Source organism: Bacillus cereus group sp. BceL220 (genome assembly GCF_051776965.1).
GTDB classification, from domain to species: Bacteria; Bacillota; Bacilli; order Bacillales; family Bacillaceae_G; genus Bacillus_A; species Bacillus_A cereus.
Map to the genome: position 1 here is coordinate 1 of NZ_JBPWBC010000011.1, position 16,499 is coordinate 16,499.

Consider the following 16,499-nt stretch of genomic DNA (forward strand, 5'->3'; position numbering starts at 1 on the left):
CCGCTTCTGCAATCACTTCCACTTCTTCTGACTCTTCTGCTTCTGCAATTACTTCTACTTCTTCTTGCTCTTCTGCTTCTGCAATCACTTCTACTTCTTCTGACTCTTCCGTTTCTGCAATTACTTCCACTTCTTCTGATTCTTCTATTTCTGCGATTACTTCTACTTCTTCTTGCTCTTCTGTTTCTGTAATTACTTCTACTTCTTCTGACTCTTCCGTTTCTGCAATTACTTCCACTTCTTCTTGCTCTTCTGTTTCTGTAATTACTTCTACTTCTTCTGACTCTTCCGCTTCTGCAATTACTTCCACTTCTTCTGACTCTTCTACTTCTGCAATTACTTCTACTTCTTCTAGCTCTTCTGTTTCTGCAATTACTTCTACTTCTTCTAGCTCTTCTGTTTCTGCAATTACTTCTACTTCTTCTTGCTCTTCTGTTTCTGTAATTACTTCCACTTCTTCTAGCTCTTCTGGTATTTCCACAATGATTGTTTCTTCAAGTTTTTCTTCTGCTTTGACAATCACTGATTCTTCTGGAGCTTGCTTTTCTACTTCAATAGTAGGTTGTTTTATTTCTGTATTACGTTTAATTTCTTCTGATAATATTGTATCCTCGTGCTCTACTTTAGAAGCTACTAATTCTTCTTGTAGATTGTTTTCGTTTAACACCACTACATCTTTTTCTAGCTTAGCACTTTCCATCTGCTCAGCTACTGTTTTATGAAGTAATTCATCCGCTGAAACTTCCTGCGGTGTACTCATTTCTTTAATCACTTCTTTTTCTTCTACTAAAGGCACTTGGCGTTCAATTTCATAACCGTTTTTCTCTAGCCATTGATCAACAACTGATTTTTCTTCTTTTTTACTCTGTTGGCCTTTCTGTTCAACTACTTCACCTGGAGCAGAAGACGTTGCTTGCCCTTCTGAGAAATCAGATAATTTATATCCTTTTTTCTCTAACCATGCATCAACAACTGCTTTTCCCTCTACAGATATTTCAAGATCTTCTCTTTCTTTTACTTCCTCCTGCTTTTCAACCTTTTTCTCTACTGAAGGACGATTATATCCATAAATTGGCGAAATCATTTCTGTTGGACGAAATGGTCTACGGTTACTCTCTTGCGAAGGTGCAGATGCCTTTTTAACGACAGACTCCCGCACCGGTTCATATTGCACTTCCGGTTCTTCATATGTAGAAACAACCTTTTCCACATACGGTCGTCTGCTTCTTTCCACCTTTATTCCTCTTTGGGCAGTCGGTTCTTCATATGCTACTCCTTGAACAGGTTGTTCTTCAAAGCGATTTACTTCGCTTTCATCCTCTTCATCGAACCCATTATCCGGTACTAAAGGAAAACGGCATTTACCTGCATTCCTACTTGCCATTTGTGCTTCTCTTGCTTCAGTGTAGTGGTTTACACGAGGAATTTTCGGCTGACTTTCAATTTGCTTTGGTACTTCTTTATTCATCGCTGTTTGTTCTTCCTCTTTGTTAAACAGCTTTTTCATCCAATCTAACATGCTTACCACTCTTTCTACTAAATAGTAACATCCTTTATTGTATCAGCATTCGGCAAAAAGTGCAGGTAAAATTAAGCATGTCATATTTATCCACAATATTCTAATTTACGAGTGTTTTCCTATGGAAAAACGCAGCCTTTCATGTAAGACTGCGCTTAAGCTTTACTCTTCCGATATGCATCTACACTATCCGTTACACTTTGCAATAAAGAATTTACATACTGCGGGTCAGATAATTTTTTATCTTCTTCATAGTTTGACATAAACCCAAGTTCTAATAGTACGCCAGGTACTTTGGACCAATTGAATCCAGAAAGGTCACCCCTAAATTTAATTCCATTTACTTTCACTTGCTGATTTTCTCTCATTTTATTTACTATCGTTTGGGAGATTTGAAGACTTTCCGCATAAATCTCTTTCGTATACGGACTTCCTTCTGCCGGCGTCAATACAGCAAATCCACTTTGGTTTGGATTTTCAGAACCATCTGCATGAAGACGTAAAAATAAATTAGCCTTATGATTATTTGCGAATGTCGCCCGTTCTTTATTACTTATATCAACGTCTTGTGACGTTCTTGTCATTAACACTTGTATCCCTTTTTCTTCAAGCTTTTCTTTTAATAAAAAAGCCATTTCTAATACAAGTACAGCCTCTCTCTTTTTCGTCACAACACCTGTTGTACCATCTGTCACTTTATATTTTTGCGTTGTTGCCCCTGGTCCAATCGGCTCTAAATTTAAATTCGCTTTTTGTTGATGCCCTGGATCAATAACGACGAGAAACTTTCCTTGCTTTTCATTACTCTCTACTTTTTGTTCATTATTTTGCACTGGTTGCTCAATTGGCTGCACTGGCGTAGTTTCTTCTTTCTTTTCCTCAGATGATACTTCCTCTTGCTTATGTTCTACTTGCTCATTCGTTTGAATTGCTTGTGATTCTTCGTTCTTTTCTTGTTCTTGCTGCTTTTCTACCGGTGCGTCTTCTTTGGTATCTTTGTTTTTCTCTTGTATAGAAGATGTAGTTTCTTTTTTCGGCTGCTCTTGTGAACAACCGGCCATATATATTCCAATGAATACAATCATGCTCATTATTTTTATATACTTCATACTTCTCTCCCATCACTTTGCACCGGATTCAAAGTCTTTCTTATAATTGCCCTATAATCTCATCCATATTTCCAATATAAACTGGCTGCCATGTTTCTGTACCACGTTCTGCAGTATAAACTGGATAAGCGTCATCATCTATATTTACGAAAACTGGATCGCCCATATCCGTTTCATATCCAATTGCAATCCATCCTTCTTGCCACTTTCCGTTTTCTTCACTTATTAATGACTTTTTATGTTTATCATATCGGTAACCGATTTGTCCTTTTTCTAATTCACTTTCACTAAACACATATATTTCATAAGTACCTAGTTCAACATCTTGCTGTTTTGAAGTTTCAATTCGTTTTAGAAGTTCTGCGATTTTTGGTTGTTGTTTCATACGTCTATCCCCTTCTATTTTTCTAAATTTTAACTAGTTTGTTTATAAAATACAATATAGATTTTAAGACAAAAGGTGACACCCTTATCATATTTACGATTTTTTGAGTATATCTATCACAACTCTCAATATATTAACGATTCAACACGAAATTTCGACTTACCAACAAAAATGACAAAAAAGAGAGGCTGCCCAAAAGGACAACCTCTCTTTTTTTATATCAATTAAAATTTAAATTCTTGTCCAACTTCAAAACTATCTTCTAATACAAGAATACCTTTTTCTTGTGGAGCGTCTGGAAGCTCTAATTCACGTGCAGAGCAGATCATTCCAGAAGAAGGAACACCGCGAAGCTCAGCTGGCTTGATTAACATACCGCTTGGCATTACAGCACCGATTTTTGCAACGACAACTTTTTGTCCTGCATCAACGTTTGGTGCGCCACATACGATTTGTAATGTTTCTGTACCGATTTCTACTTTACAGATGTTTAACTTATCAGCATTTGGATGCTTTTCTTTTTCAGCTACATAACCTACAACAAATTTCGGAGAAAGATCTGCTTCTACTGTTTCTTCAAAGCCGTTCTTCGCTAAAATTTCGTTGATTTTCTCAACAAGCTCTTTCGTTAATGTAAGGTTACCTGTTTCTGTTACTTCTAAATAAGAAGATGCATTAAAGATGTTGAATCCTCCCGTTACGTTGCTTTCACGATCATAAACGCGAGCAACATCTCCTTTGCGATCAAAAGTACGGTTCTCTAAAGTAATATCTTGTAAGGCAACAATTAAAGTGTCACCAATTCCTTCAAGGTTGTAAAAAACGTTCACTTCGTTCATCCTTTCTCTTTTCCATCTGTCTTCTTCCGATTCTTCGCTAAAATAAAGATTGGTTCAAAGTCTCCATCTTCATATACAAATGAAAGTGATGTAATCGGAACATGCCCTTCGGCAAAAAATTTCATTGTCATTTGTGCAATAATATCATAACCGATTTCGTTAACGATATCAGCAATAATTAATACATCTTGGTGAGGAACAGCAACAACCATGTCACCAGAAATCTTTTCACGCATCGATTGTAGTAACGATTCGTTTAAAATACGCGTCGCGTCATACCCATCATTTGTGTTTAAAAAGTAGAATGTATTACCCGCTACTGTGTCTTGTTTAAATTCATAACCTAATGAACGAGCATTGAATAATGCCATTTCACGTACTTGCTGTTCTGTAAGTTCTAATTTTTGTAACAGACGCTCATCGATTAGTCGATACGTTTTATTCGAATCTAACGCATAGTAAATACGTGTTTCCGCCGTATGATCCGTCATAATAAACGGATTTCCTTCTTCTGCTTGTTTCGGGAAAGAAGTAGAGCGAATAACAGGTAAAATTTTCGCTCCGCTATTTTCTTCTTTATGCATCGCAATTAGCGCTTCTTGTACATAATAAGCAACCTCTTCAATTGCTTTTTCTTTATTCACTTCCCATTTTGCCACAACTCCTGGAAGCGATACGTTAATACCTTTTTTAGAGTCTTTCTGTTCAATACGTAGAACTTCTTTCTCGCTATCATACTGAAAGTCCCATTCTGGGCGAGATAATTTCTTCATTAACTCGTCTTTCATCTTTTTACTTGTCATCTTCATCTCTTTTTCCTCCCTTCCAAAAAAATAACCTCCCCCGCGAAGGTAGAGGTTGTTTTACAATTCAATTGGCAAATTGCCTTATTTTAAACCTTCAATAAACTCTTCGATTTGTTCTTGTGTTTTACGATCTTTGTTTACATAGCGACCAGTTTCTTCACCCTTATTGTACGCTACAAAGCTCGGAATGCCAAATACGTCTAATTTTACACATAGATCAATAAACTCATCACGATCTACATAGTAAAATGAGAAATCACTATATTTCTCTTCTACTTCTGGCATAAATGGATCTACAAAGCGGCAGTCTGGGCACCATTCTGCTGAGAACATAAAGACTACATTCTCTTCATTTTTTAACTGTTGGAATTGCTCCATGCTTTCTAATGACTTCATCTATATTTCCTCCTCTAACGAGTGCATGTTTTCATGTTATAATCTTTCTTTTATACTACCATACATCGCGCACGGTGCAAGGTTTATGCTTGCTTTTCGTCATACTTATATTGCCCAACTAACAACTTAACAACGTGTACAAATAATTCCGTGCGGTCGACATAATCATCTGTAAAAATACCGATAGCACCTTCGTGACTACGAATATCTTTTCGCTGCACAAACTCTTCCATCACTTCGCTTAATTCCTTACCATCTTCAAGAGGTGCTAAAAAATCGTCTGGTAACGTAATACGCGCTCCTCCGGCCACAAATACTTTCCCATCAATTGTTGCTAGCGCGCCCCAGTTACACATAAATAAACCGTGCTCCGTTTTCATTACGCCGCCTTCTAGCCCAATACCAATTGGAGCTTCTCCTTCCTCTAGCGCTCGCTTCGCTCTATTAATCGCTCCTTGCATCGTCTCTTCATCTGAGAAAGGCTGAGCTGATACTCCTGACGGAACAGAAAGAGATGTAATTTCAGCATCTTTCCAAACCTTCTCCACAGCGCCAACCTTCGTTTTATTCTTTGATCCTACTACTACTTTCATTTCGTTCACCTCTATAAAAATTCATCATTCTATTCTAATATCCCTATCAGATACGAATTTAGCATCAACCACTACCACATATCACCAAGTCATCTATTCAGCCTAAAAAAGAAGGTTTTTTCTAGCAACATTACCGTCTTCAAAAACAAAAACAGCCTTCCTCTCACTTCCTACTTGGAGTCTTCATACATCATTCGAACACCAATTAAGCACTGACCGCTCCCACTCATCGCTGGGTCATCTCTTCAATCTAAAAAAAGAAGGGTTTTTCGCCCTTCTTCTCTACGCGTTATTCTTAATTGTCTCTAACGTCGTTTTATCTGTTGTTCTTACAAGCTTCGTAATTAATTCTTTCGCCGCTGCATAATCATCAACATGTAAAATTGAAGCATGTGTATGAATGTAGCGTGCGCAAACACCAATTACTGCTGATGGGATACCAGAGTTACTTGTATGTACACGGCCAGCATCTGTACCACCTTGTGAAATAAAGTATTGGTACGGAATGTTGTTTGTTTCTGCTGTATCTAAAATGAATTCGCGCATTCCTCTATGTGTTACCATCGTGCGATCGTAAATACGAAGAAGGGCACCTTTTCCTAATTGACCGAACTGCGTTTTGTCACCAGATGCATCGTTTGCTGGACTTGCATCAAGCGCATAGAAAATGTCTGGTTGAATCATATTTGCAGCGGTTTGCGCTCCGCGAAGACCTACTTCTTCTTGTACAGTAGCACCAGAATATAATGTATTTGGTAATGTTTCGTCTTTTAATTCTTTTAACAATTCGATTGCAAGACCACATCCGTAACGGTTGTCCCAAGCTTTCGCCATAATTTTCTTCTCATTTGCCATCGGTGTGAATGGGCAAATCGGCACGATTTGTTGTCCTGGTTTTACACCAATTTCAATCGCATCTTCATAACTATCTGCACCTATATCAATTAACATATTTTTTATATCCATCGGTTTTGCACGTTGCGCGTCACTTAATAAATGAGGAGGAATAGAACCAACAACCCCAATAACAGGACCATTCTTCGTCATAACTTGTACACGCTGTGCTAATAAAACTTGGCTCCACCAGCCGCCTAACGTTTGAAAACGAAGCATTCCGTTTTTCGTAATTTGCGTAACCATGAAACCTACTTCATCCATATGACCTGCTACAAGAACACGCGGGCCAGTTTCGTCCCCTTTTTTCAGACCAAATACGCTACCTAAACCGTCTTGTACAATTTCATCCGCATATTTGCTTAATTCTTGTTTCATAAAACGGCGTACATCATGTTCAAAACCTGATGCACCTTGTAATTCTGTTAACGTACGAAATAATTGCAATGTCTCTTTATTCACGAAGTCCCCTTCTTTCAAACCTTAGTAGAATACCTCTTTTATTGTAACGAAATTTTCGAAATGTTTCTAGTTTCTTCTTTTTTAGCTGTATTTGCTTTATAATTATTATTGGTACACTATTTTTATTTTATAGAATTGAGGTGAATATATGAGCTGGAAAGGTTTAGTAGCAGGTCTTGGCGTTGGGTTCGCAGCTGGTTATCTCGTTGCAAACAAAGTACAAGAACAATCCCATATTTCTTCAGAAAAAGCATTGAAAATGGTGAAACAAGCATTAAGTCATAAAGGTGAAATTACTGGCTCTTGGGTACATATGGTTCCAGAGACATTTGAAAAATATGATGTCGCATATGAAGTTTATCGCGGCGGTCTTACAACAATGTTAGATGATATACAAGAACGATTTGAATTTTTAGTTGATGCTAAAACAGGTACTGTTTTAGAGGTTATAGCAGCATAAAACGGAGGGTTCCCATTAGGTGAACCTCTTATTTTTTTGAAATTGCGGGTATTGATTAAAATTATATCAGCGATTTTTTAAATATATCGACTTACCGACAAAACCCGACAATAAAAAAGAAGCTGCTCCAATAAATATGATGGAACAACCTCCTATTTTTATGCTTCTATACTCGTTTTCCGTTCTATTTTTTCTACGATATGACCTTCCTCATTCCACTTCACAGCGCGATAATATGCGTCATGGTAAAACGTAAACCATGCCTCTTTTTCAGCACCATACTTCATCCATTTTTGTTTATTTTCAATCGAGGTCATCGGATAATCATCGTATGCCATTACCCATAATACATTTTGATGCGCGTGCGTCGGCAAGAGATCTGCTAAATGTAGCATCGTTTCCCCTTGACTCTCCAAAATGATGACTGCATGTCCATCACTATGCCCACCCGTATGTGCCATCTTAATTTCATCTGTAATTTCTATTTCTTGCTGAAACGTAACAACTTGATCTACAATCGGTTCCCAATTTTCCTTCCAATATGTATTACGGGATCTAATATTTGGGTTCCTCATTTCATTCCACTCTGTTTCACTTACGTAAACTTTTGCATTTGGAAACGCTGGTACAAGGTGATCCCCATCCCATTTTGTTAGGCCAGATGCATGATCAAAATGAAGGTGTGTCATTAAAACATATTGAATATCTTCAGGCTTTAATCCCTGTTTTTCTAACGATTCATAAACCGATGATTCTTCTGTTACACCTTGATTTCGTTTCATCTTCTCATCCAACTTACCGTTTCCTATTCCTGAATCAATGAGCATATTTCCATCTTTCGTTTGTAAAAGTAACGGATCTGTTCGTAAGTAAATATGATTTGTGTCATTATGTTTATATTTACGTGACCAAAGTACTTTCGGCACAACACCAAACATTGCCCCTCCATCTAAATGTGTATTTCCGCCTTTTAACCACGTTACTTTTATATCTCCAATTTGTAACTGTTCCATTACACATCCCCCTTTCAATTAATCTTAACATAAAATTCTGATTATTTTAGATATAAAAAAACCTATGCATTACTGCATAGGCTCTGTACGATATTTTGCTTCAACTCGGTAAATACGATGACCTTTACTAGAGAATTTCTCTTCGTATTCAGTCATGATGTTACCTTCAAAGTCGCTGTTATGAAGATCTAAGCTTAAGTAAGTTAGTAACATACCATACTCAGCCATACTCATAAGAGAATATTCAAATAAACCTTGGTTATCTGTTTTGAAATGAATTTCTCCGCCTTCTACTAACACTTCTTCATAATTGCGTAAAAACGTTTTATACGTTAAACGACGCTTCGTATGACGCTTCTTTGGCCATGGATCTGAGAAGTTTAAATAAACGCGATCAATCTCACCTTTTGCAAAGAAAACTGTTAAATCTTCAGCATCTTTATTAATTAACTTTAAGTTCGGCACTTCTTCTTCAATTAATTTATCAAGTGCATCTACAACAACACTTGTGAATTTTTCAATTCCAATATAATTAATATGTGGATTTGCTTTTGCCATATCATACATAAAGCGGCCACGACCTGTACCTACTTCAATATGAATTGGTTGTTCATTTCCAAATACTTCTTTCCAGTTACCAGCGCGCTCCTCTGGGTTTCCGATTACGATATGTGAATACTCGTTAATTCGATCCATTGCATATGGTTTATGTCTTAAACGCATAGATGTCTCCCTCTCTTTACAAAACTATTTTAAAGGAATAATTCCTTCTTTCTTTTTTTAATCAATCTACCAAACAAAAAACCAAGTACGTACGAGCACTCGGTCCGTTTCTTTCAAGTATAAGATGTACCATTTTGATAAAAACTACATACAGCATTAAACATTCCATGACGAAACAGCTTTTTCTCTTACATTTGAAGAGAAAAACAATCGAAAGGATGATCCGTTCATGCCAATTAATCAACAACATCAATTAGAAGTGCTGAAAGATATTTTAGTCAACCACCAAAGTGATTGCTGCGGGACAGTTTCAGAATGCGAGCAATTAGAGCGCCTCATTCAATCGTTACTCGCAAACGATAATATAAGTAGTGACGCTAAAACAATGCTAAACGATGTATATTCTTATAGTCAATCGGGTAAATCTTCCTCTAATTTGGACAACCATATTTCCAATAATCAAGAACAACTTACTCAGTGGATTGCTGGAATGGACAATTTTTCTTAAGTATTATTCTGAAGCAAGTAGTTGCTGTAAATATTGATGCCAATATTCAGCTTCTGCTTGCTGTTTTTTTGTTGTATGCCATTGAATAGACAAAATCGTTTGTGCTATCACATACCATCTCATGCGCCTAAGCAGCGATTCATCCATTTCAATATCATAAAAACCGAGCCACTCACTCCACTCCTGGCGCGGAATGTACCAATATAATAACATACCAAGGTCTAGAGCTGGGTCAGCAATTACAGCTCCATCCCAATCAATTAAAAACAACTCATCTTCATCCGACAATATCCAGTTGTTATGGTTTACATCACAATGGCATACAACGAATTCATTGTATTCAATAGCTTTTAATGAATCCATTAAATATTGAAGGCCTTGCTGAATTGTTTCATCATCCCTTATATCTCCTCTTAAAACGAGTTGCAGTTGTTGTAATAACTCTTGTGCGTGAAGCGGTTGCTTCCCAAGTCTTTGAATCATCTGTACAAGCGCTTTAGAGGAGTGAATTTTCTTCAAAAGTTTCGCAACACGTTCTAGTTTCATATCCTCTGGCTCTAACTTCTGTCCCGGAAGCCATTTTTGAGCAGAAATTACATCACCGTTCGTTACCCTTCTTGTCCAAAGTAATTTTGGAACAATTCCTTCTGCTGACAATACCGCTAAAAAGGGCGATGTATTCCGCTTTAAAAATAACTTCTGTTGTCCGTTTTGCGCAATATATGCATCGCCCGTTACTCCACCAGCCGGTACAAGACTCCACTCTTTTCCTAATAATTGTTCCAACCATTCCATATTCATTACCCGTTAACAAATCCTTATCTTTTATAGTTATGAAAAGAAAAACCGCAACATTTCTACACATGTTGTGGATTCATATATTTTACTGTAAATGAAAAGAGAAATTAGCCTCAGCCAAAAATTCTCTATTTTATTTTACAAAACCTGTCATAGAATGACAACTTATCAAAATCGTCACCTTTGTCAATTCTACATTTATTACATTCTCATCGTCAAGTAGCGATTTGTCACATTATCGTCAATATATACGTGCTAATTGGAGCGAGCCTAAGTTCCTTTCCTCTAAATGAAGAAATTGGCTCTATTTTCGCTTGCTTTTCGTCTACTATCACATGCCACGTTTCTTCTTTCGGAAGTTGCACAGTTTTAGCTTCTAAACCGCTATTAAATAAAACGACAATCTCTTTCCACGGCCCAAACGATTCTGCATGCTCTAGGTGATATGCAAGTACTTCTGTAGATGTTTGTAAAAAAGTCATATGTTTTTTTATAAGGTCTGCGTTTTGTAATCGGAATGCCCCATGCTCTTTACGAATCGCAATTAAACCTTTTATATAGTTAACGGTCTCTATTTCTTTCTCTTTTTGATCCCAATCTAATTGATTGATCTCATCATTTGCATTATAGCTATTTTCATTTCCTTTCTTCGTACGATAAAACTCTTGTCCTGCATGTAAGAAAGGAATACCTTGTGAAAGAATAACCATTGCGCTCGCTAGCAGGTGACGTTTTTTCAAAATCGCTTCTGATTCTTCATTACTGCGCACTAGTTTATCCCACATCGTCATATTATCATGACATTCTACATAGTTAATGCTTTGCGCCGGCTCTAGAAACAGCCCTGTTTCTTTCATACTTAAAAGACTTCCCGCTGCAATATACTGCAAATGATTACAGTCTACATGCCCACCAAATGCAAAACCACGCTTATTTATATGAAATGTACTCCCTTTTATCCCATCACGAAATTGATCATTAAACTGCGCCATATGTGGCATTTTCTTCGCATTATTTAACGTTGCTTTTTCCTCACGAGGAAGCGGTGTTTGTAAATCCCATCCTTCTCCTAATAACAAAGCATCTCGTTTTATGTTTCGCACTTCTTTTTCTATCATATTCATTGTATCAACATCTAAAATCCCCATTAAGTCGAATCGGAATCCATCGACATTGTATTCAGTAAGCCAATATAAAATAGACTCTACAATGAATTTCCTCATCATTTTCCGTTCAGATGCTATATCATTTCCGACTCCCGTCCCATTAGAAGGCATACCATCTTCACCATGACGAAAATAGTATCCTGGAACAAGCTTTTCAAATGATGATAGCTCTCTTTCATAAACATGATTATATACAACATCTATAATTACCCTAATGCCATGCTCATGAAATGTCTCGATTAACTGTTTACACTCTACTATCCTGTTATACGGATCAGAGGGATTTGTAGCATAAAATCCTGTTGGTGCATTGTAATATAATGGATTATACCCCCAATTATAGGCAGACGAAGGATTCGCCTCATCTACACCACCGAAACAATATAACGGTAATAGTTCAACATGTGTAACACCTAAATCTTTTATATGAGACAACCCTGTTAAAGTCCCATTCCGTCCTGTTGTTCCCTCTTCCATCAATCCTTTATATGTTCCCTTTTGAATCACTCCACTATTTTGATGTATAGTCGCATCACGAATATGCAGTTCATACAATATGGCATCTGTCATTGATTGTAATGGTGGTAATCCTTCTCTTCTTGTTACATTCGTTTTTTCTAAATCGATAACAACACCGTGTTTTCCGTTTACCGTCACCGACTTTGCATAAGGATCTACAGCTTCGTTCCATATTAAATTAATACAAACAAGAAATGTATAGCGTGCTCCGTCTAAATCACCTTGTAATGTTTGAATCCAAACTCCGTTTTCTCCCCTGTACATTTCATGATCGGCATATTCTTTATCGCTCTTATAAATTCTTATTTTCGCAAGCCTTGCAGTTGGGGCCCATACTTTAAATGTCGTTTCTTCTTTTTGATACACAGCACCTAAATCTGTACCTTCGTAATAATACTTTTCATCGAAAATTGTTGTTCGAATAACAGCACCTATTTGTAAATCCGTTTCTTCATTCCGTTCATCTCGTACTGTATAATACTTTCCCACATCTAGCGGCTCTTCTATAAAGCACTCATACTTCGTTGCATCTGGAAGCGCAATCGTATGAGCAATCGGTAAATCTTTCACATTACTTCCTTCTTGCAAACGAAATGTCCGACTTGTTCCATACGCATGTGGGAGCAAAATTGTAATTTTATTCATTTCATCTAAATAGGCATCAAATGGACGTTTTACTTTCAACATAAAAAAATCACCATCATTCTCAAAGTTAAAATAAAGTGAAACTTTAATGAGCGAGATAAAATGAGCTGCAAATGATAAGGCTTTTCTTATCAACAAGACTCTATACAGTAACTCCATTCTTCTCTATAGTATATTCACCTGCATAAAAAACGTTTTCACCATTCTATTTTTGTAATTTTATTTCAGCAATCGATTTATACTTCGGGGTTTCTTTCACGTGGGATTCGTATAAAGTAATTGTATCTGCTTGAAATGATATTTCAGGTACTTCTTTTATACTTTCTAAATGAAACTTTTCTTCTCCTATCCATTTACGAGCAACAGTAATATGTGGATGATACGGGCGTGTTTCTAGAGAAAATCCATTTTCTTCACAAATGACATGTACTTGCTTTTGCAACTGAAACAAATCGTGATTCTCACTTACCTTCGCCCAAAAAATACGGGGCTGATCTTCTCTACCAAACGTTGAAAAACCTTGTAACGTGAACGATAGTTCTTTTGTTTTTGTAAGTGTTTGTAATCCATTCTTTATCCCTTTTAACTGTTCTTCTGTCGCACCTCCTAAAAAGGAAAGGGTAATATGATAATCTTCCTTATGCACCCACGAGCGAAATGGTAATTCCTCATTCGTATCCTCTTTATACTTAGACAGCACTTCTTTTATATGATTTGGTAACGTAATTGCGACAAAATAATGCCTATCCATGTACACCGTCTCCTTCTTTCTATTGTTTCTTTTCTTTCTTATCTCATTCAATTAAAAAGAAGCCGCCCTCTAAAGTAGAGAGCGGTCATTATTCATATATCGGCGATTAAAGTTTCACTTTACTTCGCTAGTTCATGAATTGCTTGCGCATAAATTGCTGTTGCTTTTAATAAGTCTTCAATTTCAATGTACTCATCTTTTTGATGCGCAAGTTCTTCTTTTCCAGGGAATAGCGGTCCAAATGCCACACCAGCTTTTAATGAGCGAGCATAAGTACCTCCGCCGATTGCTAACAATTCAGCTTTTTCACCTGTTTGTTCCTCATATACACGTTGCAACGTACGAATTAACTCGTGATCTTTATCAACGTGATGCGGACGAGAGTTAGAATAGTCTGCTACTGCAAATCCATACGTACCTACATATTCTTTTAACTTTGCAATCATTTCTTCAAAGTTAGTCGTAACTGGGTAACGTACGTTTAATCCTAAATTACCACCATTCTCTTTCTTATAAGAAAGGCGACCAACATTCACTGTTAATGGACCGCTAATTTCATCTTTATAAGCAATAGTAGCTTTTTCACCAAAAATATCACCAGTAAATGTTTCTGTTGCAAATGTCGCAAATGCAGTTGCTTTTCCATCAAGTGAAACTGTAGTTAAGAAGTTTGCTAATAATAAACCTGCATTTTCTCCTTTTTCAGGAGTAGATCCGTGCGCTGAAATTCCTTCTATTTGCAACGTCACTGTATTGCCTTCTATAGTCGATTTCCCTATTTTTTTAGCAGTTTGTAAATACTCTTCATATGCTACTGTAAGTGCATTTACATCTTCTCCTGTAATAACCGCTTCTGCAAAATCAGGAACCATATTTAAACGATGCCCTGAATCAAATGAAACAAGTTCATATGTACCTTTTTTCTCTTCACTACCATTTTGCACAACTTGTATATCAGAAATTCCTTTTTCTGCATTAATAATTGGAAAGTCTGCATCTGGTGCAAAACCGATTGTTGGCATTTCTTCGTTTTTAAAGTAGTGATCTACACATTTCCAATTGCTTTCCTCATCTGTTCCTATAATCATACGAACACGTTTTGAAAGAGGTAAGCCTAATTCTTTCACAATTTTCATCGCATAATATGCTGCCATCGTTGGGCCTTTATCGTCAATTGCACCACGTGCAAAAATCTTTCCGTCGCGAATATCCGCACTATACGCAGGAGTCGTCCAGCCATCTCCTTCTGGTACAACATCAACGTGACAAAGAATACCTACTAACTCTTCTCCTTGTCCCATTTCAAGATGACCTGCATATCCTTCTAAATTTTTAGAAGCAAAACCTTCAGCTTCTCCTTTATGTAACATGAAAGATAGCGCTTTTTCTACACCTTCACCGAATGGTGCGCCTTCTTTCGCCGATTCTTCTTCCCATACACTTTTAATTTGTAAAAATTGTTGTGTATCACGAATTAAATCATCTTTTCGTTTTGCAACTTCTTCAGTCCAATTAATCGCTGACATCACGCATCCATCCTTCACTATATTATCTCTTTCATCATAGCAAACCGAAATCCCTTATGCCATACACGAAAACTAAATACCGAACAATTGTAATATTTCAGACATTTCTTATTAGTTTTTCTTTTATTTTTTCAAAAAAATTTGCAGGAATTTGGCGTTTTACGTAGAATTTTATGTATTAGTTGACTGACCATATATACAATGTCAACTACCAATATTTTTCTATATAAATATTTGTTAAACTTTTGTAAAATTTAAGTAGATTAAAGCATGAATTTTATCATGTAGAGTACAATGGTAGTAACGACCTTCTTTCCTGAATGGGGTCAAAAAAACTAGTAGAGGAGTGGTTTTCTCTTGAAACCTACAACTACTCGTATGCTAACACGCATTAAATCAATTTATATGTACATCAATGAAAACGGAACGGTAACGACGAAAGACCTTGTAGATGAGTTCGGGATCACACCGCGAACGATACAACGTGATCTAAATGTGTTGCAGTTTAATGAACTCGTGTATAGCCCTTGCCGCGGTAAGTGGACAACAACAGGAAAGAAAGTGAGAATGACCTCATAACGAAAAATAATTGTATGTAAATAAATACATACCCCTTTCTAACTATTAGAAAGGGGTTTTTTCTGCACCTATAAAGGTACTACTTTTCAGTATCTACTTGGTATGTTCTTAACATTTCTACTTCTTCATCTGTTAGCTCTCGGTATTGTCCAAGTTCTAGTTCTTCATCTAATACTAACGGACCCATCTCTGTTCTCTTTAGGTAGACTACTTTTTTCCCTACCGCTTCAAACATACGCTTCACTTGATGGAATTTTCCTTCCGTAATCACAAGCTCAATTTCAGAAATATCATCGCTTTTCAATATTGTAAGCGCACCTGGCTTTGTTTCATAGCCATCGTCTAAAATAACACCTTTAGCAAACTCTTTTACATCCTCTTCTGTTACTACTCCTGCAACGTGTGCATAATATTTTTTCGGCACATGCTTTTTCGGAGATAATAATTGATGTGATAACTTCCCATCATTTGTTATCAATAAGAAACCTTCCGTATCGATATCAAGTCGTCCAACTGGGAACGGATCAAAGATTGCATCTTCTAATTCTAATAAATCTATTACTGTTTCATGATTATCATCTTCCGTCGCTGAAATAACACCTTGTGGTTTATGCATCATTAAGTAAACAAACTCTTTGTATTCCACAACTTCACCGTGAATCATAACTTCTTGCTCTTCTACATTTACATGAACTTTCGCATCTTTTACTGGCGTTCCATCAATTTTCACAACGCCATCTTTCAATAATTTCTTTACTTCTTTTCTACTTCCATATCCCATATTCGCTAATAATTTATCTAATCTCAC

General features: G+C 36.7%; 17 protein-coding genes and 1 pseudogene. 3 read left to right on the forward strand and 15 right to left on the reverse strand.

The annotated features are described in order from the left end of the window. The 8 genes and pseudogenes from ACS2FK_RS22875 to ACS2FK_RS22910 form a co-directional block, all read right to left on the reverse strand. Positions 1–1,519, reverse strand: a pseudogene (locus ACS2FK_RS22875) (DNA translocase FtsK); the annotation flags it as partial. Positions 1,520–1,674: 155 nt separating this feature from the next. Beyond that, positions 1,675–2,628: an N-acetylmuramoyl-L-alanine amidase gene (locus tag ACS2FK_RS22880; RefSeq protein WP_023523194.1), complete on the reverse strand. Its 954-nt coding sequence runs from the start codon at positions 2,626–2,628 to the stop codon at positions 1,675–1,677. A 40-nt stretch (positions 2,629–2,668) separates the two neighbouring features. After that, positions 2,669–3,013: a hypothetical protein gene (locus ACS2FK_RS22885; protein WP_000813348.1), complete on the reverse strand. Its 345-nt coding sequence runs from the start codon at positions 3,011–3,013 to the stop codon at positions 2,669–2,671. 224 nt (positions 3,014–3,237) lie between these two features. Further along, entirely contained in the window at positions 3,238–3,852 is a 615-nt protein-coding gene (gene ytpR / locus ACS2FK_RS22890) for a YtpR family tRNA-binding protein (RefSeq protein WP_001006777.1), read from the reverse strand. Beyond that, positions 3,849–4,661, reverse strand: coding sequence for a DUF1444 domain-containing protein (locus tag ACS2FK_RS22895; RefSeq protein WP_000784605.1), 813 nt, complete (start codon positions 4,659–4,661; stop codon positions 3,849–3,851). Before ACS2FK_RS22895 ends, ytpR begins: the two co-directional genes overlap by 4 nt. A gap of 78 nt (positions 4,662–4,739) precedes the next feature. Beyond that, entirely contained in the window at positions 4,740–5,054 is a 315-nt protein-coding gene (locus ACS2FK_RS22900; RefSeq protein ID WP_000838193.1) for a thioredoxin family protein, read from the reverse strand. 83 nt (positions 5,055–5,137) lie between these two features. Next, positions 5,138–5,647: a DUF84 family protein gene (locus ACS2FK_RS22905; RefSeq protein ID WP_000869939.1), complete on the reverse strand. Its 510-nt coding sequence runs from the start codon at positions 5,645–5,647 to the stop codon at positions 5,138–5,140. Positions 5,648–5,929: 282 nt separating this feature from the next. Beyond that, complete coding sequence (locus ACS2FK_RS22910; protein WP_001031517.1) at positions 5,930–7,003, reverse strand: M42 family metallopeptidase; 1,074 nt, start codon at positions 7,001–7,003, stop codon at positions 5,930–5,932. A 148-nt stretch (positions 7,004–7,151) separates the two neighbouring features. On the opposite strand from ACS2FK_RS22910, the gene ACS2FK_RS22915 reads away from it, so the two are divergent. Then, on the forward strand, positions 7,152–7,463 hold the full coding sequence (locus ACS2FK_RS22915; RefSeq protein WP_000118541.1) for a PepSY domain-containing protein: 312 nt from the start codon (positions 7,152–7,154) through the stop codon (positions 7,461–7,463). Positions 7,464–7,621: 158 nt separating this feature from the next. Here ACS2FK_RS22915 and ACS2FK_RS22920 read toward each other — a convergent pair whose 3' ends face one another. Together ACS2FK_RS22920 and trmB are read right to left on the reverse strand one after the other, a co-directional pair. Next, positions 7,622–8,476, reverse strand: a complete 855-nt coding sequence (locus ACS2FK_RS22920) for a YtnP family quorum-quenching lactonase (RefSeq protein ID WP_000436840.1) — start codon at positions 8,474–8,476, stop codon at positions 7,622–7,624. 69 nt (positions 8,477–8,545) lie between these two features. Next, positions 8,546–9,199 carry a tRNA (guanosine(46)-N7)-methyltransferase TrmB gene (gene trmB / locus ACS2FK_RS22925; RefSeq protein WP_001239383.1) on the reverse strand — a complete coding sequence of 218 codons (654 nt, stop codon included), beginning with the start codon at positions 9,197–9,199 and terminating at the stop codon, positions 8,546–8,548. 229 nt (positions 9,200–9,428) lie between these two features. On the opposite strand from trmB, the gene ACS2FK_RS22930 reads away from it, so the two are divergent. Further along, positions 9,429–9,707 carry a YtzH-like family protein gene (locus ACS2FK_RS22930; RefSeq protein ID WP_001122235.1) on the forward strand — a complete coding sequence of 93 codons (279 nt, stop codon included), beginning with the start codon at positions 9,429–9,431 and terminating at the stop codon, positions 9,705–9,707. A 3-nt stretch (positions 9,708–9,710) separates the two neighbouring features. Here ACS2FK_RS22930 and ACS2FK_RS22935 read toward each other — a convergent pair whose 3' ends face one another. The 4 genes from ACS2FK_RS22935 to pepV form a co-directional block, all read right to left on the reverse strand. Further along, the gene (locus tag ACS2FK_RS22935; RefSeq protein WP_002094168.1) at positions 9,711–10,508 is read right to left on the reverse strand and encodes a phosphotransferase family protein; all 798 of its coding nucleotides are present in this window, start codon (positions 10,506–10,508) and stop codon (positions 9,711–9,713) included. Positions 10,509–10,735: 227 nt separating this feature from the next. Next, positions 10,736–12,877 (reverse strand): type I pullulanase, encoded by a 2,142-nt coding sequence (gene pulA / locus ACS2FK_RS22940; RefSeq protein WP_023523197.1) that lies wholly within the window; start codon positions 12,875–12,877, stop codon positions 10,736–10,738. A 163-nt stretch (positions 12,878–13,040) separates the two neighbouring features. After that, a complete protein-coding gene (thpR, locus tag ACS2FK_RS22945; RefSeq protein WP_063548796.1) occupies positions 13,041–13,586 on the reverse strand; it encodes an RNA 2',3'-cyclic phosphodiesterase in 546 nt (181 codons plus the stop codon). 119 nt (positions 13,587–13,705) lie between these two features. Further along, on the reverse strand, positions 13,706–15,112 hold the full coding sequence (pepV, locus tag ACS2FK_RS22950; RefSeq protein ID WP_063548798.1) for a dipeptidase PepV: 1,407 nt from the start codon (positions 15,110–15,112) through the stop codon (positions 13,706–13,708). A gap of 357 nt (positions 15,113–15,469) precedes the next feature. Between pepV and ACS2FK_RS22955 the strand changes: the two genes are divergently transcribed. After that, positions 15,470–15,691: a DeoR family transcriptional regulator gene (locus tag ACS2FK_RS22955; RefSeq protein ID WP_000805512.1), complete on the forward strand. Its 222-nt coding sequence runs from the start codon at positions 15,470–15,472 to the stop codon at positions 15,689–15,691. A 79-nt stretch (positions 15,692–15,770) separates the two neighbouring features. Here the strand turns inward: ACS2FK_RS22955 and ACS2FK_RS22960 are convergent, their stop codons facing one another. Further along, positions 15,771–16,499, reverse strand: a complete 729-nt coding sequence (locus ACS2FK_RS22960; RefSeq protein WP_001234948.1) for a pseudouridine synthase — start codon at positions 16,497–16,499, stop codon at positions 15,771–15,773.

Coding starts and splice junctions, on each gene's coding strand:
- ACS2FK_RS22880 (WP_023523194.1), bottom strand. CDS start 2,628: ATGAAGTATATAAAAATAATGAGCATGATTGTATTCATTGGAATATAT.
- ACS2FK_RS22885 (WP_000813348.1), bottom strand. CDS start 3,013: ATGAAACAACAACCAAAAATCGCAGAACTTCTAAAACGAATTGAAACT.
- ytpR (WP_001006777.1), bottom strand. CDS start 3,852: ATGAACGAAGTGAACGTTTTTTACAACCTTGAAGGAATTGGTGACACT.
- ACS2FK_RS22895 (WP_000784605.1), bottom strand. CDS start 4,661: ATGAAGATGACAAGTAAAAAGATGAAAGACGAGTTAATGAAGAAATTA.
- ACS2FK_RS22900 (WP_000838193.1), bottom strand. CDS start 5,054: ATGAAGTCATTAGAAAGCATGGAGCAATTCCAACAGTTAAAAAATGAA.
- ACS2FK_RS22905 (WP_000869939.1), bottom strand. CDS start 5,647: ATGAAAGTAGTAGTAGGATCAAAGAATAAAACGAAGGTTGGCGCTGTG.
- ACS2FK_RS22915 (WP_000118541.1), top strand. CDS start 7,152: ATGAGCTGGAAAGGTTTAGTAGCAGGTCTTGGCGTTGGGTTCGCAGCT.
- ACS2FK_RS22920 (WP_000436840.1), bottom strand. CDS start 8,476: ATGGAACAGTTACAAATTGGAGATATAAAAGTAACGTGGTTAAAAGGC.
- trmB (WP_001239383.1), bottom strand. CDS start 9,199: ATGCGTTTAAGACATAAACCATATGCAATGGATCGAATTAACGAGTAT.
- ACS2FK_RS22930 (WP_001122235.1), top strand. CDS start 9,429: ATGCCAATTAATCAACAACATCAATTAGAAGTGCTGAAAGATATTTTA.
- ACS2FK_RS22935 (WP_002094168.1), bottom strand. CDS start 10,508: ATGAATATGGAATGGTTGGAACAATTATTAGGAAAAGAGTGGAGTCTT.
- pulA (WP_023523197.1), bottom strand. CDS start 12,877: ATGTTGAAAGTAAAACGTCCATTTGATGCCTATTTAGATGAAATGAAT.
- thpR (WP_063548796.1), bottom strand. CDS start 13,586: ATGGATAGGCATTATTTTGTCGCAATTACGTTACCAAATCATATAAAA.
- pepV (WP_063548798.1), bottom strand. CDS start 15,112: ATGTCAGCGATTAATTGGACTGAAGAAGTTGCAAAACGAAAAGATGAT.